General features: G+C 34.8%; 19 protein-coding genes. 9 read left to right on the plus strand and 10 right to left on the minus strand.

Features of this window, described 5'->3' with window-relative positions; all coding sequences use genetic code 11:
* Positions 1-66 precede the first annotated feature (66 nt).
* The 5 genes from QLQ94_RS02060 to hpt form a co-directional block, all read right to left on the minus strand.
* Complete coding sequence (locus tag QLQ94_RS02060; RefSeq protein WP_271334593.1) at positions 67-2211, minus strand: S46 family peptidase; 2145 nt, start codon at positions 2209-2211, stop codon at positions 67-69.
* A 178-nt stretch (positions 2212-2389) separates the two neighbouring features.
* Positions 2390-3391, minus strand: a complete 1002-nt coding sequence (gene obgE / locus QLQ94_RS02065; protein WP_271334592.1) for a GTPase ObgE — start codon at positions 3389-3391, stop codon at positions 2390-2392.
* A gap of 179 nt (positions 3392-3570) precedes the next feature.
* Positions 3571-4845, minus strand: a complete 1275-nt coding sequence (locus QLQ94_RS02070) for a hemolysin family protein (protein ID WP_271334591.1) — start codon at positions 4843-4845, stop codon at positions 3571-3573.
* 229 nt (positions 4846-5074) lie between these two features.
* Positions 5075-5647, minus strand: coding sequence for an adenylate kinase (locus QLQ94_RS02075; RefSeq protein WP_271334590.1), 573 nt, complete (start codon positions 5645-5647; stop codon positions 5075-5077).
* Between the two features lie 73 nt (positions 5648-5720).
* A complete protein-coding gene (hpt, locus tag QLQ94_RS02080; RefSeq protein ID WP_271334589.1) occupies positions 5721-6251 on the minus strand; it encodes a hypoxanthine phosphoribosyltransferase in 531 nt (176 codons plus the stop codon).
* Between the two features lie 184 nt (positions 6252-6435).
* Between hpt and QLQ94_RS02085 the strand changes: the two genes are divergently transcribed.
* From QLQ94_RS02085 to QLQ94_RS02095, 3 genes are all read left to right on the plus strand, one after another.
* Complete coding sequence (locus QLQ94_RS02085; RefSeq protein ID WP_482499060.1) at positions 6436-7710, plus strand: PQQ-dependent sugar dehydrogenase; 1275 nt, start codon at positions 6436-6438, stop codon at positions 7708-7710.
* Positions 7711-7921: 211 nt separating this feature from the next.
* On the plus strand, positions 7922-10021 hold the full coding sequence (locus QLQ94_RS02090) for a TonB-dependent receptor (protein WP_482499062.1): 2100 nt from the start codon (positions 7922-7924) through the stop codon (positions 10019-10021).
* 21 nt (positions 10022-10042) lie between these two features.
* On the plus strand, positions 10043-10600 hold the full coding sequence (locus QLQ94_RS02095) for a hypothetical protein (RefSeq protein WP_427401734.1): 558 nt from the start codon (positions 10043-10045) through the stop codon (positions 10598-10600).
* 106 nt (positions 10601-10706) lie between these two features.
* Here the strand turns inward: QLQ94_RS02095 and QLQ94_RS02100 are convergent, their stop codons facing one another.
* The 4 genes from QLQ94_RS02100 to QLQ94_RS02115 form a co-directional block, all read right to left on the minus strand.
* On the minus strand, positions 10707-11594 hold the full coding sequence (locus QLQ94_RS02100; protein WP_482499064.1) for a PorP/SprF family type IX secretion system membrane protein: 888 nt from the start codon (positions 11592-11594) through the stop codon (positions 10707-10709).
* Between the two features lie 24 nt (positions 11595-11618).
* Complete coding sequence (locus tag QLQ94_RS02105; protein ID WP_482499066.1) at positions 11619-17795, minus strand: T9SS type B sorting domain-containing protein; 6177 nt, start codon at positions 17793-17795, stop codon at positions 11619-11621.
* Positions 17796-18300: 505 nt separating this feature from the next.
* Positions 18301-19362 carry a helix-turn-helix domain-containing protein gene (locus QLQ94_RS02110; protein WP_427401731.1) on the minus strand — a complete coding sequence of 354 codons (1062 nt, stop codon included), beginning with the start codon at positions 19360-19362 and terminating at the stop codon, positions 18301-18303.
* Between the two features lie 16 nt (positions 19363-19378).
* Positions 19379-20437 (minus strand): helix-turn-helix domain-containing protein, encoded by a 1059-nt coding sequence (locus QLQ94_RS02115; RefSeq protein WP_427401730.1) that lies wholly within the window; start codon positions 20435-20437, stop codon positions 19379-19381.
* A gap of 212 nt (positions 20438-20649) precedes the next feature.
* Between QLQ94_RS02115 and QLQ94_RS02120 the strand changes: the two genes are divergently transcribed.
* Both QLQ94_RS02120 and purE read left to right on the plus strand, forming a co-directional pair.
* Positions 20650-21804, plus strand: coding sequence for a 5-(carboxyamino)imidazole ribonucleotide synthase (locus QLQ94_RS02120; RefSeq protein WP_427401729.1), 1155 nt, complete (start codon positions 20650-20652; stop codon positions 21802-21804).
* A 116-nt stretch (positions 21805-21920) separates the two neighbouring features.
* Complete coding sequence (gene purE / locus QLQ94_RS02125) at positions 21921-22403, plus strand: 5-(carboxyamino)imidazole ribonucleotide mutase (protein WP_427401728.1); 483 nt, start codon at positions 21921-21923, stop codon at positions 22401-22403.
* A gap of 109 nt (positions 22404-22512) precedes the next feature.
* On the opposite strand, the gene QLQ94_RS02130 is transcribed toward purE, so the two are convergent.
* Complete coding sequence (locus QLQ94_RS02130) at positions 22513-23181, minus strand: hypothetical protein (protein ID WP_482499069.1); 669 nt, start codon at positions 23179-23181, stop codon at positions 22513-22515.
* A gap of 232 nt (positions 23182-23413) precedes the next feature.
* Here QLQ94_RS02130 and QLQ94_RS02135 point away from each other — a divergent pair, with 232 nt between their 5' ends.
* From QLQ94_RS02135 to QLQ94_RS02150, 4 genes are read left to right on the plus strand one after another with little or no spacing between them, the layout of a single operon-like run.
* The gene (locus tag QLQ94_RS02135; protein WP_427401726.1) at positions 23414-25441 is read left to right on the plus strand and encodes a M3 family metallopeptidase; all 2028 of its coding nucleotides are present in this window, start codon (positions 23414-23416) and stop codon (positions 25439-25441) included.
* 33 nt (positions 25442-25474) lie between these two features.
* Entirely contained in the window at positions 25475-26062 is a 588-nt protein-coding gene (locus tag QLQ94_RS02140) for an ATPase (RefSeq protein ID WP_427401725.1), read from the plus strand.
* Positions 26049-26210, plus strand: a complete 162-nt coding sequence (locus tag QLQ94_RS02145; protein WP_427401724.1) for a hypothetical protein — start codon at positions 26049-26051, stop codon at positions 26208-26210. Before QLQ94_RS02140 ends, QLQ94_RS02145 begins: the two co-directional genes overlap by 14 nt.
* A 38-nt stretch (positions 26211-26248) precedes the next feature.
* A complete protein-coding gene (locus QLQ94_RS02150) occupies positions 26249-26455 on the plus strand; it encodes a hypothetical protein (protein WP_482499072.1) in 207 nt (68 codons plus the stop codon).
* The last annotated feature ends 58 nt before the right edge of the window (positions 26456-26513 follow it).

Below are 26513 nucleotides of genomic sequence, written 5' to 3' on the forward strand. Positions count from 1 at the left end.
TTTTAGGCACAAAAAAACCCGAGAGATCTAAAATCTATCGGGTTTACTTTTATAAATAAATTGAGATTATTTTACAATAGTCAACTCATCAATAATATTCTTAGCTCCTGCGTATTTGTCAATAATCCAAAGTACGTAACGAATATCTACGTTAATCGTTCTTTGTAATTTAGGATCAAAAATAACATCTCCGGCCATAGCTTCGATGTTTCCGTCAAAAGCAATACCTATTAATTCTCCTTTTCCGTTTAGAACCGGTGAACCAGAATTCCCTCCTGTAATATCATTGTCTGTAAGGAAATTTACCGGCATATATCCTTCTTTGTCAGCATATTGCCCGTAATCTTTTTTCTTATTTAATTCTAACAAACGTTTTGGCAAATCAAATTCCTGATCTCCTGCTTTATACTTTTTTACCATACTTTCCATGGTTGTATAATTGTTTATTTTCGCATCGTTGCGAGGGTCAGCAGGCAAAGCACGAACTTTTCCGTAAGTCAGTCTCAAAGTAGAGTTTGCATCCGGATATTGAATCGTATTTAATTTTGACTCTCTTAAACCTTCAACCAATTCGCGGTAAGCAGTTGCAAATCCGTCATCAGCTTTTGACTGATCATCAGTTTTAGAACGGTATTTTGTCATTAAATCATTAGAAATAATATACAAAGGATCGTGTACAATTGCCAATGGTTTTGGATCAGCCATAAATGCTAATACTTTTTCTTTAGTCGTAAAGTAACTGATCTCAGTTGCCTTTGCTACATCAGCAGCAAAATTACCATTATTCTCTGATTTCATTTTGGTAATTTGCGTACCTAAACCATATTCTGCACCTTTTGAAGTATATAAATTCAATTGTGCTGCGAATATATCTTTTTCAAGCGGGGCATAAAATTCACCGTAAATATTATCGATCAATGTGTTAATCTTAGGAAGCATCTCAGCTTTTTTAGCATCATTCTCATTATAATAAGCTATCAATGCATTTCCTAAATTTGCCGGTCCTGCAGCATAACCTGAAGTACGCAAAAGTTGCATTAAGTAATTATCGTGAGTCGCTTTTAGATTTGTTGATCTGTAATAATCATTAATAGTTGGAATTACATTTTCGTACTTCTCTTTATTGGCCGGTTTAGTTGCCCACTCATAGAATTTATCTTCTTGTGCCGTCTTAACATCAACTGTTCCTGCTTTTGTTAAAGCATCAATCATACCCTGACGGTTTTTCCAATAGTTTGCTGTCGAAGCATATTTAGACGCATATTGCAAACGAACTGTTGCATCTTTGTCCATGTACTTTTTCATTACATCCATTCCGGCTTTAGCACCTTCAACCCATGCAGGATATGCATATTTAATGTTTTGTTCGATTCCGCCAGCTGGCATCCAACGGTTTGTTCTACCCGGATATCCTAAAATCATAGCAAAATCATTTTCTTTTACACCTTTAATACTTACAGGCAAGTAATGTTTAGGCTGCAAAGGCACATTGTCTTTAGAATAAGCTGCTGGATTTCCGTCTTTATCAGCATATACTCTAAACATAGAAAAATCACCGGTTTGACGTGGCCATTCCCAGTTATCAGTGTCTCCACCAAATTTACCAACACTTTCCGGCGGTGTTCCCACTAAACGAACGTCGGTATAATCCTGATAAACGAAATAATAATATTCATTTCCCTGAAAGAAAGGACGAACGGAGACAGTATATTTTCCACCTTCATTATTTTCTTTTTCGATCAGGCTTATTTCTTGCTGAATGATTTTGTTTCTTTCAGTCTCAGTCATTTTATCATTTACTTTAGATAAAATTCTTTTAGAAACATCATCCATACGAACGAAGAAACGAACATATAATGATTTTGGTTTCATCTCAGCACTTTTCTCTTTTGCCCAGAAACCATCTTTCAGATAATTTCGTTCTGCCGAAGAAAGTTCTGCAATAGCATCATATCCACAGTGGTGATTTGTTAAAACTAAACCATTTTTAGAAACAATTTCTGCCGTACAACCTCCATTAAATTGTACAATCGCATCTTTTAAACTATGATGATTAATGCTGTAAATTTCTTCGGACGTTAATTGTAAGCCCATTTTTTCCATATCTCTATGGTTCAATCTTTCGATAAACATCAAAAACCACATTCCTTCATCAGCTTTTACAGGAAAAGCCATTAAGCACATGGTTAAGAATAAAACTATTTTTTTCATGTTATTTTGTTTAAGTTCTGCGAATATAACTCATTTTCATAATTATACCATTCTAATCATAATCAAAAATAAATATGATCCCGAATTTTTAGCATTTCATTACGAATTTAACATTTTGAAAAACAAAAAAAAGGTGCTCTATTTAAAGAACACCTTTTGGTATACAACTAGTATTTTATTATTCATTTAACATTTTCCAAAGCTTATCCTTGAGCTCCGTTAATCCTTGTTGAGCAACAGACGAAATAAACATATAAGGAATATCCTTGAAAGCGACATCCAATTCAACTTTCAGTTCTGCTTTTAGTTCGTCATCGAGCATATCACATTTTGAGATTACTAATAAACGTTCTTTATCAAGCATTTCAGGATTGTATTTAGTAAGTTCATTTACCAATATATCATATTCTCCTTTAATGTCCGGCGTATCAACAGGAACTAAAAACAACAATGTTGAGTTACGCTCAATATGACGCAGGAAATAATGTCCTAAACCTTTTCCTTCAGCAGCTCCTTCAATAATACCAGGAATATCAGCGATTACAAAAGATTGAAAATCTCTGTAAGCTACAATTCCTAAGTTTGGTTTTAGAGTTGTAAAAGGATAATCAGCAATTTTTGGTTTTGCAGAAGTCAACACAGATAATAAAGTTGATTTTCCTGCATTAGGAAAACCTACTAAACCAACGTCTGCCAAAACTTTCAATTCAAGAATCACATCCATCTCTACACCCGGTAAACCAGGTTGAGCATATCTTGGTGTCTGATTCGTTGAACTTCTAAAATGCCAGTTTCCTAATCCACCCTTTCCACCTCTTGAAAGAATCTGTTTTTCACCATCTTCGGTAATTTCGAATAAGGTTTCTCCGGTTTCTTTATCTTTTACAACAGTACCTAAAGGCACTTCGATAAATTTATCATCTCCATCAGCACCTGTACTACGATCTCCTCCTCCATCACCACCGTGACCAGCTTTAATATGACGAGCAAATTTTAAATGAAAAAGTGTCCAAAGCCCTTTATTTCCAACTAAATATACGTGTCCGCCTCGACCACCATCACCTCCGTCCGGGCCTCCTTTTTCAATAAATTTCTCTCTATGTAAATGCGTAGATCCTTTTCCTCCCTTTCCGGAAGAAACATATATCTTAACATAATCTACAAAATTTCCTTCTGTCATTTTCTTTTTTTGTTTATGTATAGTTTAAAGTTTAAAGTTTGAGATTTCAAGTTGGCGCAACACACTTAACTTGAAACCTGAAACAGAATAAAACCTGAAACAAATTTTTATTCTCAGCCGCAGTATCAGTTTTTAATGCATACTGCAACTAAAAACAGAAACTGAAAACTATTTTATTTTTACTCTTTTAGTGCTTTTACCAGCACTTTATCAATCTTTACGCCATCCATATCGATGACTTCTAACACAAATTTTTGCCAGATTAATTTTTCGCCTTCTTTCGGAATATGAGAAAGCTCAGTCATAATCATTCCGCTTACTGTGTTAACTTCGTAATCATTTGTTAATTCGTCTAACTCAAAATACGTTAGAAAATCATGTAATGAATAATGTCCGTCAACCAACCACGAACCATCTTCTCGTTCTACTAATTTAAATTCATCTTTATAAAAATCAGATGCATCTCCAACCAGAGCTTCGAGAATGTCATTTAATGTAATTATCCCTTGAAAAACACCATACTCATCAGATACTAAGGCGTAATGAACGCCTGTTCTTTTAAAATTTTCAAGTGCTTTATAAGCTGTTGTCTGCTCCATTAAATAGGGAGCATCTATCATTATTGCTCCTAGATCGAAATGATCATTTTCGATATTCGCAAATATATTTTTTAAGGTTACAATCCCTACTATATCGTCATAATTATCTCTGTAAACCGGGTAAATGGTATGTAAATCCATTAAAACCAATTCTTTTATTTTTGCTTTGTCTGCATTAAAAGGCAACATATCTACCGATTTGCGGTGTGTCATTAACGAACTTACTTTTCTGTCTCCAATATGAAAAACACGCTCTACGATATCTTGTTCAATTTCCTGAACTTCTCCGCCTTCAGTTCCTTCTTTTATTATGGCTTTAATTTCTTCCTCGGTTACTTTACCGTCAGCCGAAGGTTTGATTTGCAAAACATTCAATAAAAAATCAGTCGAAGTGGTAAGCAGCCATATAAACGGCGCTGTAATAATCGAAACAATCTTCATTGGCAATGCTACCATTTTTGCAATCGATTCTGGATAATTCAAACCAATTCGTTTTGGTAATAGCTCTCCTAAAACTAATGAGAAAAATGTCAAAACTACTACGACAATCCCAACTGCAACTGAATGTGCATAGGGTCTGAAAATCGCAAATCCGTTAACAAATGCCTCTACATCTATTGTGATTTTATCCCCACTGTAAATACCTGTCAAAATCCCGATCAAAGTAATTCCGATCTGTACCGTAGACAAAAACTTATTTGGCGAATTAGCCAAATCAAGTGCAATTTTCGCACTTTTATTTCCTTTTTTTGCAGCAGTTTCAAGTCTGTTTTTTCTTGCTGAAATAAGTGCAATTTCAGACATAGAGAAAACTCCATTTAATAGTATTAGAAAAAATATTATTAGTATTTCCAATTTGAGGGTTATTCGTTATTTAATAGTTCGTTAATGCAATTTGTTCTTAATATTTCATACCAATCCCATTGGGAGAAGAAAAAAGTCCGGAGCTAAAAAAACTAATTTTTCATTTCTTAAAACAATTGACTCCTAAAAGTATCAGAAGAAGTTTTGTTTTATCCCGAAACATTGGGATAGAAAAATATTTTTTTTAGTTTTGGACTTGAAACGGCAGCTGGAAAAGCTTCTACAAATTATCTATAACTGACGTTAATCGTTCTGTAATTTCTTCGATAGTTCCGATACCATTTACAGCATGAAACTTATTTTGTTCTTTATAATATCCAATTAGCGGAGCAGTTTTCTCATTGTATTCCTGATATCTTACACGAATTTTTTCTTCGTCCTGATCGTCTACTCTTCCACTTGTTTTTCCTCTTTCTAACAAACGCGCTACAAGAATTTCATCATCAGCTTCTAATGCGATTGTAGCCGTAACACTTGTCCCAATAGTTGGCAAGAATTTATCCAGGGCTTCTGCCTGATCTAAAGTTCTTGGATAACCATCAAACAAAAATCCTTGTGTATTAGGGTTTTTATTTACCTCATCTATTAACATTGCAGTTGTAACTTCGCAAGGAACCAATTCTCCATTGTCCATAAAAACCCTTGCTTTCTTACCTAAATCTGTATCATTTTTTAAATTAAAACGAAAAATATCTCCTGTTGAAAGGTGTGTTAATTTGTATTTTTCTTTTAAAAATTCTGCCTGAGTTCCTTTTCCTGCTCCCGGCTTTCCAAATAAAACAATGTTAATCATAATATGAGTGAGTGTTGTTACTTCTGTTTTTACAAGAAGTTTTAAATGAATATATAGTTGTGTGTGTTTGTAATTATTCTGCCAATTTATATACTTCGGCTAAATTTCGTCCCAAACCATCGTAGTCCAAACCGTAACCAACGATAAATTTATTTGGAATCCTGATTCCGATATAATCTATTTTAATATCTTTTTTATAGGCATCCGGTTTAAAAAACAAAGTTGCAATTTTAAAATGTTTTACATTTTGTTCTTTAAATATGCGTTTCAATTCTTCGATTGTATTTCCGGTATCGATAATATCTTCGATGATAATCACGGTTCTACCTGTCAAATCCTGATTAATCCCTATTAATTCTTTTACAGCATTAGTAGTTTCAGTTCCTTCATAAGATGCCATTTTTATAAATGAAACCTCGCAAGGACTTTTGTATTTTTTCAGAAAATCGGCAACAACCATGAATGCACCATTTAAGACACCAATAAAAATTGGGGTATCGTCTCCAAAATCATCTTCTACCTGAGCAACTATTTTAGTTAAAGCAAAATCAATTTCTTTGGCCGAAATAAACGGAACAAATTGTTTATCGTGAAGTTGTATCATTATTTTTATGTTTAAAATAATGCGCAAAGATACAGAATTACAACCAAACTGTAAGTATCAAAATAAGCTGGACACATATTTTTTTAAGAATGTTAAATATCACATAATATTTACAAATATTTTCTTGCAACTATTTTTAATTTTACTAAATTGTTGTTCTATAAACATTTAACCCTAAACCGAAATGAGAACTACTGCACAAATATTTTCGATATCCCTATTGGCAATAATGACAGCCTGCAACGGGCAGGTAAAAAAAGAAGAAAAAGAAGCTCTGGCAAAACAACCTGATATTATTGTAAAAACTGCTATTGGCGACCTCACTTTACCTCCACCGTACGCAACCGAATCGAAAACGAATAATAGCAAAGTGATTGGCTGGCCGGAAGGCAAAACACCAATTGCACCGGAAGGTTTTACAGTTACGAAATTTGCTGATGGTTTTGAGAATCCACGTTGGACCTACATTGCACCAAACAACGATATTTTTGTTGTGGAAAGCGGCACGAGAACAAGTAAAAATCAAATTATAATTCTTCGCGATAAAGACAAGGACGGAAAATTTGAAACTCGTGAAGTTTTTCTAAAAGACCTCAACAGACCATTTGGAATGTTAGTTCTTAAAGACTTTTTTTATGTTGCCAATACTGACGGCTTATATCGTTATCCTTATAAAAATGCTCCTTTAAAATTAGAAACAAAAGGAACCAAAATTCTTGAACTTCCTGCCGGAGGCTACAACAATCACTGGACAAGAAATATAATTGCTAATCCTGAGGGAACAAAAATTTACGTTTCGGTAGGTTCCGGAAGTAATGTTGGTGAAAACGGAATGGACAAAGAGGTGCGCCGTGCTGATATCTTAGAAATTAATCCTGACGGAACCGGTGAAAAAATCTATGCTGCCGGTCTTAGAAATCCTGTTGGAATGGATTGGAATCCTGTAAATAAGGAACTTTGGACTGCGGTTAACGAACGTGATGAATTGGGTGATGACTTAGTTCCTGATTATATTACAAGTGTAAAACGAGATGCTTTTTATGGCTGGCCATATTCTTATTACGGAAACAATCTTGATCCAAGAATGAAAGGTGAGCGCAAAGATCTTGCGGCCAAATCTATTGTTCCTGACGTTCCGGTTGGCGCTCATACAGCATCTTTGGGATTGGCATTTTATAACAAAACTGCTTTTCCTGAAAAATATAGAAACGGGGCTTTCGTAGGACAACATGGTTCCTGGAATCGTGCTAAAATATCAGGATATAAAGTTGTTTTCGTTCCTTTTGCTAACGGAAAACCTTCCGGGAAACCGGAAGATTTCTTAACTGGTTTTATTTCTAATGCTGACAAAGCTGAAGTTTACGGACGTCCGGTTGCGGTAACTGTTATGCAAGACGGGTCTCTTTTGGTTAATGATGATAGCGGAAATACAATTTGGAAGGTAACGGCTAAAAAATAAATTCCAAATTAGGTTTCTTAGAAACATAATTAATTTTACCGTAAAGAACGCTAAGTTTTTTTGTAGTTTTATAAAATGAAAAGTTCGCAAAGCTTTGTATCGAACTAGCTTTGCGAACTTTGTGTTTTATAAAGTTAACATAGGGTATAAATCTTAACGTTCTTTGCGGTTAATTTTTTTTTCATCCAGAAACTGCTCAACAAACTCTTTTATGATTTTAAAAAAATATTGTTTTCTTCTTCTTGTGTTTTTATGTTTCCATAACATCGAGGCACAAAAAAGAGAAAACAAAACTATTGATTCTTTAAAAACCCAAAAACTGGATGAAGTTGTCATTAGTTCACTTCATGTTAATGATCGATTGCAAAACACTCCTGCTTCTATTGGAATTTTATCTAAAAAAGACCTTTTGCAAAATAATGCCACAGATATTAGCACAGTCATCAATACAATTCCAGGAGTTTTTATGCAATCTTCTAATTTTACTACAACCCGAATTTCGATTCGGGGTATTGGCGCAAGATCTCCTTATGGAACTAATAAAATCAGGGCTTTTTATGGCAGTATTCCCCTGACTTCCGGAAATAGCGAAACGGTTATTGATGATATTGATCTGGAAAACATCGGACAAATTGAAGTTATCAAAGGTCCGCTTTCTAGTATTTACGGAGCCGGTTTGGGCGGTGCAATTTTGATCTCACCTCAACTTTCAAAGTCAAATGGAGAAAATGCCGGTGTCAGCAGTGTCTTTGGTTCGTTTGGATTACTCAAAAACAGCTTGAATTACAGCCTGAATGAGAAAAGTTCTAGTTTGAATATCAGTTATCATAATCTTAAAACGGACGGATGGCGAGAAAACAGTTCGTATAATCGGGAAGGTATAACGCTCGCCGGAGAATTATTTAAAAAGAAAAATAGCAAGTTGACCTATTTTTCGAATTACACATATTTGAAAGCTTTCATTCCAAGTTCGATTAGTAAAGAAGTTTTTGATAATAATCCAAAACTAGGTGCTCCAACATGGGTAGCTTCAAAAGGATATAAGGAATACAAATCGACTTTAGGTGGATTGGCTTATGATTTTAAAATTAATGATCATCTGCGCAATTCAACTTCGGTTTTTATTAATTATAAGGATAGTAATGAACCTCGTCCTTTTGATATTTTACGTCAATATACTTTTGGAACTGGCGGAAGAACGCAATTTTCGGGAGATTTTAAAATTAGTAAAATCGAGAATCAATTTATTGCCGGAATTGAATATTTCACAGATAATTATAACGGAAACACTTTTGAAAATCTATACAAAACCAATAATGGTCAAGGAAGTTTACAAGGCAATCAACTTACTGAAACAGACCAAAAAAGACATTTTTATAATATTTTTTCTCAAATCAGAACTTTGCTTTCGGATAAATTCGAATTACAAGCCGGATTGAATTATAATGAAACTCATTTTGAGCTAACGAATTCTCTTCCTAACAATATCTCTTCAACTGAAAAATACAGTTATGACGGAATCTTTTCGCCACAATTGTCTTTTCTCTTTAAACCCAATGAGCAAAAAACTTTGTACTTTTCGATAAGTCGGGGATTTTCATTGCCGGCCACCGAAGAAACACTTACAAGTTCAGGCAATATTAATCCGGATATAAAACCTGAAAGCGGTTATAATTTTGAAGCGGGTGGAAAATTCTATTTCTTCAATAAAAATCTCTATACAGAATTTGCTGTTTATCGAATGGAAATAAAAGATTTATTAGTGGCAAAAAGAATTGGTGATGACCAGTATGAAGGTATAAATGCCGGTAAAACATTTCATGAAGGAATCGAAATTTTAGCAAAACACAATTGGCCTATTAATCGGTTTTTCAATTTAAACTCTTACATCACTGCTTCCCTGGGGAAATATGAGTTTAACGATTTTGTCGATAACGGAAATGATTATTCAGGAAATAAATTAACCGGGGTCGCCGCAAATAAAGTAAATGCAGGAATAATTTTAAATACTGTTTTGGGCTTATATTTTTCTGCTGATTTTCAGTTTACAGATAAAATCCCTTTAAATGATGCTAATTCTCTTTATTCAGATTCTTATCGTATTATTAATTTAAAAACAGGTTATCGTTTTCAAATTCTTCCTAATCTAAACACAAACCTGGCTTTTGGCATTAATAATGTCACTGACGAAAAATATGCCTCTATGATTTTGCCTAATGCCGTTGCGGTTGGAAACGCAAGTCCAAGATATTATTATCCCGGACTTCCAATAAATTATTACGGAACTATTGCATTAAATTATTTATTTTAGATGTGTATTAAATGTAAAAAAATGTCGTCCGAACTTCATCTAAAACTGGATTATGTAAATGCTTACCGAGAAAACCGGCTAATGGGAGCTCAGTACATTTTAGAAAATCAACATTTATTTGATGAATTGGTTCAAATTTGTTTTTCTCCCTTAGATAAAAACAATCATAAAGCATGCTGGATTTTAGAATTTATATCTTACGAAGAATTAATCTGGCTGCAACCTTATCTTAATTTTTTCTGTTCTAGTCTGAAGGTTTTAAAAGATGAAAGTTCTATCAGGCCAATTGCAAAAGTGGTTCAGCTTCTGGTAAAATCACATTATAAGAAAAACGAAAACAGCATTTTACTTTCAGAAGAAAACCTGCAAGATTGTATTGAAGCTTCTTTTGACTGGCTAATTAATGATGTAAAAGTGGCGACAAAAGCCTATTCGATCAGAACTTTATATATATTAGGAAATCACTACGATTGGATTCATCCCGAATTGCAAATTATCCTGAACAAAGATTATGCAGATCATTCTGCAGCTTATAAAGCTGTCGCAAAAGAAGTTTTAAGAAAAATAGAAAGGCCTTAAATGATTTATATAAAATCAAAAGAGGACATCTGCAGATAGATGTCCTCTTTTTTACTACTCAAAAAAATAAAAAAAACGTTGTTTCAATTATTGTATTTTCCTTTTATTAAAATTTAAAGCGAAGAAAAAACTCGTTTGATTGTTTAGCACTTGCCATTACTTTACCCGTACTGGTTTCGTAAGCATAACCAATTGTCAGATGGCCACTAATTGTTAAACCTGCTATTGCGGCATAAGCGTTATCAACTCTGTAACTTGCCCCTATTTCCAAAAATTTCTCTATCTGAAGCATCAAATTAACATCTACTGAAAGTGGTGAACCATTTACATAACGCATCATAAATGATGGTTTTAGCACCAATTCTGTAGCTGTATTAAAATCATAATCATAACCACTACTCAAATAAACATGTGCTCTGTCTGTTGCAACAGAAGTATAACCGTCTTTGTTTTTTGCACGCTCCGTATTTAACATTCTTGGAACAGAAAGGGATACAAAAAATTTATCATTTTTCAATAAAGCTCCAATACCTACGTTTGGATTAAAATGATTTATTGTAATCAAAGATGGATCTGATTGAGGCGAATAAGTCTCAAGTCCAGAGGTATTTACATTGTAGAAATTACCTCCCGCTTTTATTCCTAAATACAAATCAGTAAGAGCCCCAACCTGAATTTTGTATGAAAAGTCAATTCCTAATTGTGTTTGTTTTTCGATAAAAGTTTTATCATAAACCATAGAAACCCCTAATCCCAAATGATTCCCTACCGATGTACCAAAAGAGACTGCTTGCGTTTGTGGTGCATCTTTAATCCCTGTCCATTGCTGGCGAATTGTGCTCATTAAAACAGTTTCTCCATCAACACCTGCATAAGCTGGATTTACAACATTCATATGGTAACGATACGTTGTAAAAAGGCTTTCTTGCTGGGCAAAAAGCATACTACTAAAAAGTAGTAATGCTCCCGCCAATATATTTTTAATTATTTTCATTTCTAAAATTTTATTTTATTTCAATTACCTGTTAATGTAGATCCATCCTTGTCTTTCGATAGTACCATCACCATCTAAATCAATTTGATAGTAATATGAACTTGACTCTGGCAGAGAACTGGAACTTCCTTTGTAATGTCCATCCCAATCATTTTGGTAATTTTTAGCAACAAACACTTCTGTTCCCCAACGATTAAAAACACGTACAATTGAATTAGGATGATTTTCGATATTCGAAATAACCCATGTATCATTGATACCATCTCCGTTTGGAGTAAAAGCTTCAGAAATATTCATCTGGTCTTTATCGCAGGCATCACCAATACCATTATTATTGCGATCTTCCTGATAAGGATTAGCAGTAATTGGACAGTTGTCTAACCAATCTTTGATTCCATCATTGTCATCATCATCGTCACAATTGTCTAAAATTCCGTCATTATCATTATCTCCAAATTTATTTACAACTGTAACTTTCGCAGTAGCTGTTGCCGTATTTCCAGCTTTGTCTTTTACAGTCAGAAGAACCGTGTTGATACCAACATTGGTACAATCAAAAGAAAGCTTATCAAGACTTACTGATACCACACCACAATTATCAGAACTTCCGTTATTGATTTGATTTACTGTAATTGATGCATTGCCTGACGCATCAAGTTCTACTGTGAGATCTTTAGTTTTAGCTGTTGGGAGAACATGATCCTGAACCGTCACGATTGCGATTTCTGTAGAAATATTTCCGTGCACATCGGTAACCGTAAGCGTTACTTCATTTTCTCCGATAGCATTACAACTAAAACTATTTGGACTAACTGTAAGTGAAGCAATTCCGCAAAAATCAAAACTTCCGTTATCGATTTGGGCTGCGGTGATTGACGCATTCCCGGAAGCATCCAGCTGAACGGTTACATCTTTAGTAAGTACAGTCGCCGCAACTTTATCTTCAATGGTTACTGTTGCCGCTTTTACTGAAACATTACCGTAGGCATCTGTAGCAGTCAACGTGACATTATTGATCCCAATATTAGCACAGGTAAAGACATTTGGAAAAACTACCAAAGTTGGAGTTCCACAAGCATATATTGATCCATTATCAATATCAGATGCAACAATAGATACATTTCCTAATGTAGTAAGTTGTCGTGTAATATTCTTTGTTAATACTTTTGGTACAATTTTGTTTTCTACAGTTATAATAGCTTCTTTAACATCAAAGTTTCCGTTTTTGTCTGTAACTTTTAGTTTAACCGTATTAGGTCCGATATTAGCACAAGTAAATTCTGTCTTATCTAACTCTCTTACTGCGATTTCGCAATTATCAGTTGAATTATCATCAACATCAGAAGCCTGGATTGTAGCAACACCAGAAGCATCAAGAAGAATGGTGATATTTTTTGTAATTACGATTGGTTTGATATTGTCTTCAACTATTACAGTTGCCTCCTTAGTATCAAAATTCCCGTTCTTATCTGTTACCGTAAGTTTTACAATATTTGATCCAATATTAGTACAAGTAAATGATGTTTTATCAATTTCGATTGTATCGATTGTACAATTATCAGATGAATTATTATCAACGTCAGAAGCGTGAATTATAGCATTTCCTGTTGCATCAAGTTGCACTGTTATGTTTTTTGTAATTACTGTTGGTACAATATTATCTACAACTGCTACTGTTTGAATTACCTCAACTGCATCATTTCCGTTAACATCTTTTACATTCCATTTGATTTCTGTAATTCCTACAGGATAAACATCTGTAAGTAATTTTGCGTCATTTCTCACTCCTATTGGAGTTCCAACTGTGCAATTATCTGTAGCCGTTGCCGAAACTGTTACGTTTGCACCACAGACATCTGTGTCGGCATTTACATTTTGATTTCCATTTGCAGTAATTACCGGAATTTGGTTATCGATTACTGTTACGGTTTGAATTACCTCAACAGCATCATTACTATTTACGTCTTTTACATTCCATTTGATTTCTGTACTTCCAACTGGATAAACATCTGAAAGTAATTTTCCATCATTTCTTACTCCTGTTGGTGTTCCAACTGTACAATTATCCGTTGCTGTTGCCGAAACCGTTATGTTTGCACCACAAGTAGCGGCATCAACATTTACGTTTTGATCACCATTTGAAGCAATTACCGGAATTTGGTTATCTACAACTGCTACTGTTTGAATAACTTCAGCAGCAGCATTTCTATTCACATCTACTACATTCCAAGTGATTGTTGTAGTTCCTACAGGATAAACATCTGTAAGCAATTTTGCATCGCTTCGTACTCCTGTTGGATTTGCAACTGTACAATTATCAGTAGCCGTTGCTGAAACTGAAACAACTGCGCCACAAATACCTGAATCAGAATTTACTGTTTGATCTCCGTTTGAAGCAATTACAGGAATTTCATTATCTGTTACTGTTACAGTTTGAGTTACTGTAACTGCAGCATTTCCATTAGCATCGTTTACATCCCATGTTATGGTTGTTGCTCCTAAAGGATAAACATCTGTCAATAATTTTGCATCACTTCTTATTCCTGTTGGAGTTCCAACTGTACAATTATCAGTAGCCGTTGCTGAAACTGAAACAACTGCGCCACAAATACCTGAATCAGAATTTACTGTTTGATCTCCGTTTGAAGCAATTACTGGAATTTCATTATCTGTTACTGTTACAGTTTGAGTTACTGTAACTGCAGCATTTCCATTAGCATCGTTTACATCCCAAGTTATTGTTGTTGTTCCTACAGGATAAAGAGCTGTAAGTGCTTTCGCATCACTTCTTACTCCCGTTGGAGTTCCTACTGAACAATTATCTGTAGCTGTTGCAGAAACGGTTACGTTTGCACCACAAACTCCTGAATCAGAATTTACTGTTTGATCTCCGTTTGAAGCAATTACTGGAATTTCATTATCGGTTACGGTTACGGTTTGAGTTACAGCAACTGCTGCATTTCCATTAGCATCGTTTACATCCCATGTTATGGTTGTTGCTCCTACAGGATAAACATCTGTAAGCAATTTTGCATCACTTCTTACTCCACTTGGAGTTCCAACTGTACAATTATCAGTAGCCGTTGCTGAAACTGAAACAACTGCGCCACAAATACCTAAATCAGAATTTACTGTTTGGTCTCCGTTTGAAGCAATTACAGGAATTTCATTATCTGTTACGGTTACGGTTTGAGTTACAGCAACTGCTGCATTTCCGCTTGCATCACTTACATTCCACGTTATGGTTGTAACTCCTATTGGATAAACATCTATAAGCAATTGGGCATCGCTTCTTACTCCTGTTAGAGTTCCAACTGTACAATTATCTGTAGCTGTTGCAGAAACGGTTACGTTTGCACCACAAACTCCTGAATCTGTATTTACATTATGATCTCCGTTTAAAGCAATTACTGGAATTTCATTATCTGTTACGGTTACGGTTTGAGTTACTGTAACTGCAGCATTTCCATTAGCATCGTTTACATCCCATGTTATGGTTGTTGCTCCTACAGGATAAACATCTGTAAGCAATTTTGCATCGCTTCGTACTCCTGTTGGAGTTGCAACTGTACAATTATCAGTAGCCGTTGCTGAAACTGAAACAACTGCGCCACAAATACCTAAATCAGAATTTACTGTTTGGTCTCCGTTTGAAGCAATTACTGGGATTTCATTATCTGTTACTGTTACAGTTTGAGTTACTGCAGTTGCTGCATTTCCGTTAACATCACTTACGTTCCACGTAATTGTTGTAGTTCCTACCGGATAAGGAGCCGTAAGCAATTTTGCATCACTTCTGACTCCACTTGTAGTTGCAACTGTACAATTATCCGTTGCTGTTGCTGAAACAGCAACGGTTGCGCCACAACTATTTGCACTAACATTTATAGTTTTATTTCCATTTGAAGCAATTACAGGAATTTGATTATCTGTGACTGTTACAGTTTGAGTTACTGCAGTTGCTGCATTTCCGTTAACATCACTTACGTTCCACGTAATTGTTGTTGTTCCTACAGGATAAATAGCCGTAAGTGCTTTCGCATCACTTCTTACTCCCGTTGGAGTTCCTACTGAACAATTATCTGTTGCAGATGCCGAAACTGTTATGTTAGCCCCACAAACTCCTGAATCTGCATTTACACTTTTATTTCCGTTCGAAGTGATTACAGGGACAATATTGTCCTGAATTGTTATTGTTGCATTTACTAACGAAACATTTCCACTATTATCAGTAACAAATAATACAACATTTTTTACGCCTACATCAGCACAAGAGTATGTTATTGAAGTCGTTTCTGCCGTTGCCGGAGCATAGTTAGCTTCTACGGCTAGTCGCTTTTGTGTTCCATTGCAAGGGTCTCCAAAAGTATCATTGCTAGAATAAATAATTCCGCTATTGTTATTAAGGAAAGCAGCTGTTACTAAACTTAAACTATTTGATGCACTACAACTACCATTAACAAAATTCCCACAAGTTCCTGTAGAGTTTCCATAATTAGCATAAACTATATTTTTAAAAACACTTCCCGCAGGTGCATTAAGTCTTAAAAAAGTTCCTTCACCGGCAACATTACAAACTGTGCCTACACTTCCGGCAGAGAATTTGTAATTATTAATTCCGCAATTATCGGTACTTCCATTACTTAGCTGACTCGCATTTACAGTTACACTTCCACTTGCGTTCAATTGCACTGTAATGTTTTTCGAGATTGCAGTTGGCTTTACATTATCTACTACGGTTACTGTTTGATTTACCGCAACTGCAGCATTTCCATTAGTATCTGTTACATTCCAAGTGATTGTTGTGGTTCCCAAAGGATAAGCATCTGAAAGTAATTTTGCATCACTTCGTAATCCCACTGGAGTTCCAACACTACAATTATCCGTAGCTGTTGCAGAAACTGTTACAGTTGCATCACAAACGCCTGGGCTTGTATTTACATTTTTATCTCCGTTTGTAGTAATAACTGGAGCCGTATTATCTGAAGGAACAATGGTAAAAGATGCAGTCGTTGTTAAACTATTTCCATCGGTTACTATTACACTATAAGTTCCTTTCCCAAGATTAGACGCAGTTGCACTGGTACTAACATTTGGTGACCACGCATATGTATAAGGAACAGTACCTCCATTTACAGCAACAGAAAGTGCCCCTGTTAAATCACCACTGCATACAACATTTGCAGTTTGAGATATAGATGCGGAGTATAGATTTGTTATTATAACAGATCCATTTCCTGAATTAACACCAGCAACATTGGTTTGATTTCTTCCAGAGTTGTATGAACCGCCGCCGCCGCCGGCCGTAGCATTGTTTGCTGCGCCATGTGTTCCCGCTGCGCCACCGGAATAGCCGCCACCGCCAGCACCGCCAAAGCCGCCGCCGCCGCCGCCGCCAAAGCCACCGTTTCCACCGGCATTAGAGTTAAAGGTCCCGCCTGTCCCTCCAGTACCATTATTTGAAAAACTCAATCCTCCTAAACAAGTCATTCCACTTGTCATATTACCACCGTTTGATAACCAGCCTGCGCCACCGCCACCGCCATAATAAGCGGAGGCTGTTCCGCCATTTCCGCCACTCCCTGGAGTACCGTTGGGCCTACCATTAGTCCCATTGGCCGTGTTCCCACTTGTTCCTGATAATGCTGGATTACCATTAAATCCGTTCAAATTACTCTCGCCTACACCCGCACCGCCGCCGCCGCCGGCTGCCATAAGAAGTGCAGAATTTAAAGTAATATAAGAGCCACCACCGCCGCCGCCGCCAAGATAATAGCCATCGTCGCTGCCGCCAGTAATACCAGCTTGTCCCACCAATACTTTAATTACATCCCCTGCTGTTAATGTAAACTCCCCGGTCATGTTGGCACCAAATCCACCAACATAAGTATTGGCGGATGAATTCCCTCCTCTTGCGCCGGAAGCATTGATACGGTAATTACCCGTCACCGGTACGATCCAGGACTGAATTCCTCCGGTCACTGTTACACTTCCGTTTAAATTAGTTGAAGCATAGGACGTATTTATTTGTGATTGAGTAGGTCCTGCAATTCCGGACGCCCCAGCAGCCGTAAATGTATAAACGGTTTGCGAAAAAGATATTAACGGAAATAGCAGCGCTAACATCGTAAGTATCAAATATTTTTTTATCGGTAAATGTTCTATAGAAATCTTTGACCAATAAGTTGTCTTTTTTTTCATTAATTGTTTGGTTAATTAATTATTATCACTTTATTTCAAACTTTTGATAAACAGCAATATTTATTTATTCCAAATTGTTAAAAACAATGGAATCTTTATTCATCAGGAGATAAATTATGTACTAAAAGGAAAATTAAAAACTGCTGAAATAATTATTCGCATCATTTAATATGCAAATTGGCAATAAAGAGTTTTTTGAAAATTGCGAAACACATTCGCGAAGTAAAGTAGTTTTGTTATCATTTGGCTGGTTTAGAATTACCAAACAAAATTATATCGAAATCCAAACGTCGAATAGCCCATTCGGACACATCTATAGCCCGAAACGACCAATACAATTTACTATGCAAAAAACAATGTTTAAAACTTGAAGAACAACACGATTAAAAAACTAAAAAACAACAAGTTAAAAACAAAAACAGGTATAAACACGGTGTTAATAAAAACATAAAAAAAACACAAAAAAGAAAACTTAAACAGCTGAAAAGAAAGAATTTTACACTGATTACAATCGAATTTCAGAAGGCATTTTTCCAAAACGTTTTTTGAAATTCGCCGTAAACTTGCTGGAACTTTTATAACCGGTTGCCAAGGCAATATTTTTTATCTGCATATCGGTATTTTGAAGCAGCTGCATGGCGAGAAGTAATTTTTTCTCTTTATGGTATTGCATCATCGAAATACCGTGAACCAATTTAAAAGTTAGTTTGAGTTTTGTTGGAGACATATCTACCTTTTTGGCAATATAGTCTACTCCTAAAAAAGGATTTGTTACTGTATCCAAAAGCAACTTTTCGGCTTCAGCTATTTTTTTATAATCAGGAGTTTCTTTTGGAGTATAATTACCAATAGGTTGCTCTATGTAAGCATTTTTAAAAAAGGTAGAAATCAATTGAAAAGTCTGCGTTTTTAAAATTGCTTTACTCAACAAATCGTGATTGTTCTTTTCTAAATTAATCAAAATTTCTTTAGATAATTCCGCTGCATTAGGCACAATATCCTGATAAGTAATAAAACCTTCATCAGAGGTAAGAACCTTTTTAATCTGATTCTCTACCGGTAAGCTTTCAAAAGAAAAATTGCGTTCTGCCCATTCTTTGCTAAATCCGTACAAATAAAATTCGCACACAGAACCTTTATAAAAATAAGCACCAAGTTCTGTTCCCGGTCTTTTGAAACCCCAATATTTACTTAAAAAAGGACTTTTATTGGCAAATGTATTTTGAAGTTTTACGTTGCTTTCAAAAACCGAATATGTAAGCATATAATAGTCAAGTGGAAATTCCCGATCATAAATAGCTTTAAGCATAACATTTTTCTTAAAAGTGATACTTGTAGCAACAATCCAGAAACCTTCTTCGATTTCACGATATCGCATAACTCCATTAGAAAAAGGATTATTGATATAAACAGCCTGTTCTTCTTCGACATGTTTAGCAGAAGGAGAGTTCACGATACTTTGCACGACTATCTGAGGAGAATTGTACAAATAAGGCAATTCGAAAAAACCATCTTTATAAAAGGTACTATTTCCTTTTATAAAATCAATCCACCTACCTATATTCATACTATGCTGCTTCAATTTAATTCTCCCTAAAAACAGAAGGTAATAAAGCAAATCGTTTCTTAAAGGCAGCAGTAAATTTACTGGCACTTTCATAACCTGTAATTGCCGCAATAATCTGAATTTCGACTTCAGAGTTTTGAAGTAATTGTTTGGCAAGAAGCATATTTTTTTCTTTATGGTATTGCAGCATCGAGAAGCCAAATACAATTTTAAAATTAGTCTTTAATTTTGTTGGCGATGTATTTACCTCATACGCGATTTGATCTATACCTAAAAAAGAAGACTGGAGATTGTGCAGAATCATTTTCTCTGCTTTGGCTACATTATAGTAATCTAAATTACTCAACGAAATATTATCTGTAATACGACTGTCTTCAAAAGAGTTATTGAAAAATTCCGTAATCAATTTCACGCAGTTTTTTTTTAACTCCAAAGTATTAAACTGAATATCATCTTCAGCTTCTAATATTTTTGATATTTTTTTAGATAAAGCATGTGCATTTGGAGCAATATCCAGCCAGGTATAAAATCCTTTTTGAGCATTAAAAAAACTTTCCAACACTCCTTTCCCACAGAATTTACCAGACTTAATATTTTGATCTACCCATTCCTTATTTATGGCGATATTAAAAAATTTGCCCTCAGTTCCTTTATAAAAATAAGTAGCGACTTCAGTATCCGGTTTATAAAAAGTCCAACATGTACTTAGTAAAGTAATAGGTTCAGAATCCTTAAAAGGAAATTTATATTCAAAAACTGAAAACGATAAAATATAATAGTCTCTTAGATGGTCTTTTGTATAAGTTGCTTTTGCAAGAACATTTTCTTTTAGATGAATGTTCGTTTCTAAAATCCAGAAACCCTCCTCTATTTTTCTGTAACGCATTTTACCTTTCCAAAAAGCATTGTCTGAAGAAATTACTTGCTTCAGAGCATTATGTTTTATTATAGGGATTTTTATAAGACTGTCTAACATCACCTGAGGAGAATTAGACAGGTATGGTAATTCGAAAAAGTCATCTTTTAACAGAAAAAGAAACTTTTGAATATGTTTTGCCCAATCGTTTGTGGTCATGTACCTTATTAAAATGTATGGATGTTAAAATTCTGGTCAAACCTACGCAATTCATATCCACAAAACAAAATTTTAAAACTAGTTATTTTAAAAATTTTAACATTTGAATCAATCCTTTTTTTCAACCTTACTTATATGAAAAAATAGCAATTCAATAGACAATAAATTGGCATTTCTATTTTATCAAGTATCTTTGCAAAAACACATCTACAATGAACTATTTTTCTTCTGATTTTAAATTGGGAATATTAGGTGGCGGACAATTAGGCAAAATGCTATTGTCTGACACTCGAAAATTTGACATACAAACTTATGTTTTAGATCCAAGCGACGAAGCTCCCAGTAAAATTGCATGCAATAAATTCTTCAAAGGCGATTTGATGGATTATGAAACAGTTTATAATTTTGGGAAACAAGTCGACGTTCTGACTTTCGAAATCGAATTGGTCAATCTTGAAGCTTTAACGCAGCTTGAAAAAGAAGGTCTAAAAGTATATCCTTCTCCAAAAACCCTAAAGGGAATTCAGAATAAAGGAGTTCAGAAAGATTTTTATACAGAAAGTAAGATTCCAACAGCCGCTTATTTAAGATTTGACAGTCCTGCACATTTGCAAAAATCTGTTGGAGATAATGAAATCACCATTCCGTTTGTATGGAAATGTACCGAATTTGGTTATGACGGAAATGGCGTAAAAGTTATTCGTCAGATTTCAGACATGGATGATTTACCAAACGTAGAATGTATCGCTGAAACAATGGTTCCGTTCAAGAATGAATTGGCCGTTATTGTAGTAAGAAACCCTTCAGGAGAGATTAAAACTTATCCGGTTGTCGAAATGGAATTTCATCCTGAAGCCAATCAGGTAGAATACGTAATTTGCCCAGCCAGAATCGATGAAAAAGTTGCCGAAAAAGCCAGAGCTATTGCCTTGAATGTTTCGGAAAAATTTAATCATGTTGGTCTTCTTGCCGTTGAAATGTTTCAAACCCATGAAGATGAAATCTTGGTAAACGAAGTCGCTCCTCGCCCACACAATTCTGGTCATTATTCTATCGAAGCCAGTTATACCTCACAATTCGAAAATCATTTACGCGCTATTCTTGATCTTCCGTTAGGAAATACAGATAGTAAAGCAGCCGGAGTTATGGTAAATTTAGTAGGCGCCGAAGGATTCTCGGGAGATGTTGTTTACGAAAATATCGAAACCATTTTAGGCTGGAACGGTGTTACACCACATATTTACGGTAAAAAACAAACACGTCCGTTTAGAAAAATGGGTCACGTTACGATTGTTAATGAAGACATGACCGAAGCAAGACGAATTGCTGAGGATGTTAAGAATACAATTAGAGTGATTAGTATATAGTTTTCAGTCGCAATCACAGTTACAATTTAAAACCTGAAACAAAATAAACAGTCGCAGTTTTCAGTCTCACCAAAAACCTGAAACCTCAAACTTGAAACAAAAACAAACAAAAACCTATGAGCAAAGTAGCCATTATAATGGGAAGTATCTCAGACATGCCAGTCATGCAGGATGCCATCGACATACTAAAACAATTTAATATCGAAACCGAAGTTGATATCGTTTCGGCACACAGAACACCTGAAAAATTATTCGATTTCAGTAAAAATGCACATACTCGCGGTATTTCTGTAATTATTGCCGGAGCCGGAGGCGCTGCACATTTACCTGGAATGGTCGCGTCGATGTCACCGCTTCCTGTAATTGGAGTTCCTGTAAAATCAAGTAATTCTATAGATGGCTGGGATTCAGTTTTATCGATTCTGCAAATGCCAGGCGGAGTTCCGGTTGCCACTGTAGCTTTAAACGGAGCGAAAAATGCGGGTATTTTAGCCGCACAAATCATCGGAAGCCATGACAAAAAAGTACTAGATACTATTATTTCTTATAAAGAAGAGTTGAAAGCAGCGGTCAACAAAGCGGCAGAAAGTTTGAAATAGTTTTCAGTTTTCAGTCGCAGTTTTCAGTATAAGCTGCAACTGAATAGAATACAAAACAAGAAAGGCTTCCCATTACAGAAGCCTTTCTTGTTTTTATAGCTTTTTAAAATTACGCTTCCTCTTCGATATCCTCCAGAACAGCTTCAAATTCAGAATCTGTAATATCATCGTTATTTATCCAGTTTTCTGAAGTAACCAGATCATAATTTATATTATCTTTTGTTGTTAATTCCCAAACAATTCCTTCGGCTTCAGGAAATGGAATATTTCCTGAAATCTGATTTTCAAACAATCTCTTAATAAGATTTCTGTCAGATAAGCCATTGTTCAATAATTTTAGCACGTTTTCAGCTGACAGCTTCTGTACCTCACCATTTGTTGGCGTCATTGAAAAATGAACGATAGACGCTTTTGCGTTTGGAAATTTTCCGTTGTATGCTTTAAAAAGCAATTGATTGATATGAAACAAAGTTCCCTGCATATCTATTTCAGGATATTCCTCGCAAACCTTATCAATTAACATATTGTGTGCTATTTGCTCTATTTGCCCATCGCCTAATCGATCAGCAAATTTATATTTCAAAACGATTTCTGCAGCTTCATTAGGCTCATAATCAGAAATAGCCATTTCCAGTAATTCCGGTAAACTCGCTTTGTCTGCTGTTGCTCCGTCAGGATAATTGAATTTTTCTAATAATTGAACAAAATCTTCATCAGACCAATATCCTTCAACTTCATTCACAGTATCAATACGTTTTATTATAACTTGGTAGTTCATCCTATTTTTATTTTACAATTATTTTTGATTAGTTTTCTTTCAGTTGTAATCCTGTTTTTCACAATTTAAGATTATTAAATCTCCTGCACCAATAAATAACATATCTATAACACATTTTAAGAAGGTTTTAATACTGAGAACCAACCTTGTTTAGGTCGTTGGATTTTTATAAATTGCTATCTTTGGGATTCGAAAATATCGACTTCAATTAATAAAAATAAATTACATCATAATGAACGTTTTACTTTCAAAATTCACAACCAAACATAATACTGCTCCTTTTTCTCAAATTAAAATCGAAGATTATCTTCCTGCTTTTCAGGAGGGAATTACTTTGGCTAAAGCTGAAATCGATGCTATCGCAAACAATCCTGAAGCACCAACTTTTGAAAATACCGTTGTAGCTATGGATTTTTCAGGAGATGTTTTAGATCGTCTGTCAAGTGTTTTCTTCAATTTGAATTCAGCAGAAACAAGTGACGAAATGCAAAAGATCGCTCAGGAAGTTTCGCCTTTATTATCAGAATTCGGGAATGATATTACGCTAAACGCTGCTTTATTTGCTAAAATAAAAACTGTTTACGATCAAAAAGAAACATTAAATCTAAATCCGGAGCAGACTACTCTTTTAGATAGAAAATACAAAAGCTTCTCTCGAAATGGTGCCAATTTACCAGAAGACAAAAAAGATAAATTACGCGAAATAGACAAGGAATTATCGAAGATAAAGTTACAATTTGAAGAGAATATTTTGGCAGAAACCAATGCCTTCGAATTGCATTTGACTGACGAGAAAGATTTAGCAGGTTTGCCGGAAGGAACCATCGAAGCTGCAAGGTTATTGGCTAAAAACCAGGAAAAAGAAGGTTGGATTTTTACTTTAGATCATCCAAGTTATCTTCCGTTTTTGACTTATGCCGATAATCGCGAATTGCGTAAAAAGATGGCAATCGCTTTTGGAGCAAGATCGTTTCAGAATAATGAATTCGACAATCAGGAAAATGTCTTGAAAATTGCCAAATTACGTTTCGAAAGAGCCAACTTGTTAGGATATAAAACCCATGCAAATTTTGTGTTAGAAGAAAGAATGGCCGAAAGCCCGGAGAAAGTTTTCTCTTTCCTGAATGATTTATTAGCAAAAGCAAAACCGGCAGCTCAAAAAGAATTTGCCCAATTAACTGCTTTCGCAAAAGAACTAGACGGAATCGAACAATTAGAAAAATGGGATGGTGCATATTATTCTGAAAAACTAAAACAACAGCTTTTTAATTTAGACGATGAAAAACTGAAACCTTATTTTCAATTAGAAAAAGTATTAAATGGCGCTTTTACAGTGGCCAAAAAATTATACGGATTAACGTTTACTGAAGTTTTTGATATCGAAAAATACCACGATGAAGTAACAACTTATGAAGTAACAGATTCTGAGAACAATCTAGTTTCAGTTTTCTACGCAGATTTTTTCCCAAGAAAAGGAAAAAGAAACGGCGCCTGGATGACTTCATTCAAACATCAATATAAAAAAGACGGCGTTAACGAAAGACCACACATTTCGAACGTTTGTAATTTTACCAAACCAACAGAAACGAAACCATCGTTATTGACTTTTAATGAAGTAACTACTTTGTTTCACGAATTTGGTCACGGATTACACGGTATGTTAGCCAATACGGTTTACCCAAGTTTATCAGGAACTTCAGTATTTTGGGATTTCGTAGAATTACCAAGTCAGATTATGGAAAACTGGTGTTACGAGCCTGAAGCTTTGGCTTTGTTTGCGAATCATTACGAAACCGGAGAAATTATCCCAATTGAGTATGTTCAGAAAATTAAAGAAAGTGCGAGTTTCCAGGAAGGTTTGGCCACTTTGCGCCAGTTGAGTTTTGGATTATTAGATATGGCGTGGCACGGACAAGATCCAACAAATATTACGGATCTAAAAACTTTCGAAACAGAACAATTTGCCAATACGCAATTGTATCCTGATGTAAAAGAAAATGCAATGAGTACGGCTTTTTCTCATATTTTTCAAGGCGGATATTCTTCCGGATATTACAGTTACAAATGGGCTGAAGTTCTGGACGCTGATGCTTTTGAATATTTTCAGGAAAAGGGAATTTTCAATCACGAAGTGGCAACAAAATTCAAAGACAATGTACTTTCAAAAGGAGGAACAGAACATCCTATGATTTTATACAAACGTTTTAGAGGCCAGGAACCTAAACCGGAGGCTTTATTGAAAAGAGCTGGACTTCTTTAATTATTTGATACCTTTGTTTAATATTTAAATCTATTGAAAGATAAAAATCTATATATTATTGCAGGTTGTAATGGAGCTGGTAAAACAACAGCTTCATATACAATTCTACCCGAAATTTTAGACTGTAAAGAGTTCGTAAATGCCGATGAAATTGCTAAAGGGCTATCACCTTTTCAACCTGAAAAAGTAAGTTTTGAAGCTGGTAGAATAATGCTTCATCGTATTGATGAATTATTACAGAAAGAAGCTGATTTTGCTTTTGAAACAACTCTTTCTGCAAAAAGTTATATTTCGATTGTAAAAAAAGCTCAAAGTCAGGGTTATTTTGTAACATTGGTTTTCTTTTGGTTAAACTCTATTGAACTTGCAAAACAAAGGGTCCTAATAAGAGTAAGTGAAGGTGGTCATAATATTCCTGAGGATGTGATTGAAAGAAGATATATCAGAGGAATTAAAAATTTTTTCAAAATTTATTTAAACGAATGTAACAATGTGATGTTATTTGATAATTCAAACAAGTTACCTGTTCTTATCTTAGAAAAAGAAATTAATGAAGAACCAATAATTATAGATGAAACTTTATTTAATAAGATAAATAATTTACAACATGACAAAAGATAAAATAAAAGAATTACAACATAAAATAATTGAAGGTCTTAAAGTTTCATCAAAGAAAATGATTGAAAATAAAAAGAAAATCAATGGAAAAATTGTTGTTTATGCTGATGGAAAAATTCAGACAATAAACGCAGTTGACATAAAAGATTAATCCTACACTATCTTGAAAAAATATCTTAAAATATTCCTTTGCCTTTCACTTTTTGGATTACTAGCAATTATTTCAGTAAACTATTACGTGAAGTCTTCTACCAAAAAAACATCTATTATTCCCTGAAAAAATTCCCTAAAAACGATGTGGGAATTATATTTGGTGCCGGAATAAATGGAGATCAGCCAAGTAAATACTTAAAGGATCGATTGGATGCCGGAATCTTATTATACAAAGCAAACTGAATTAATAAAATTTTACTTTCAGGAGATAATGGTCGTGACGAATATGACGAATTAACGG

The sequence above is a fragment of the Flavobacterium sp. B114r genome (genome assembly GCF_056824125.1).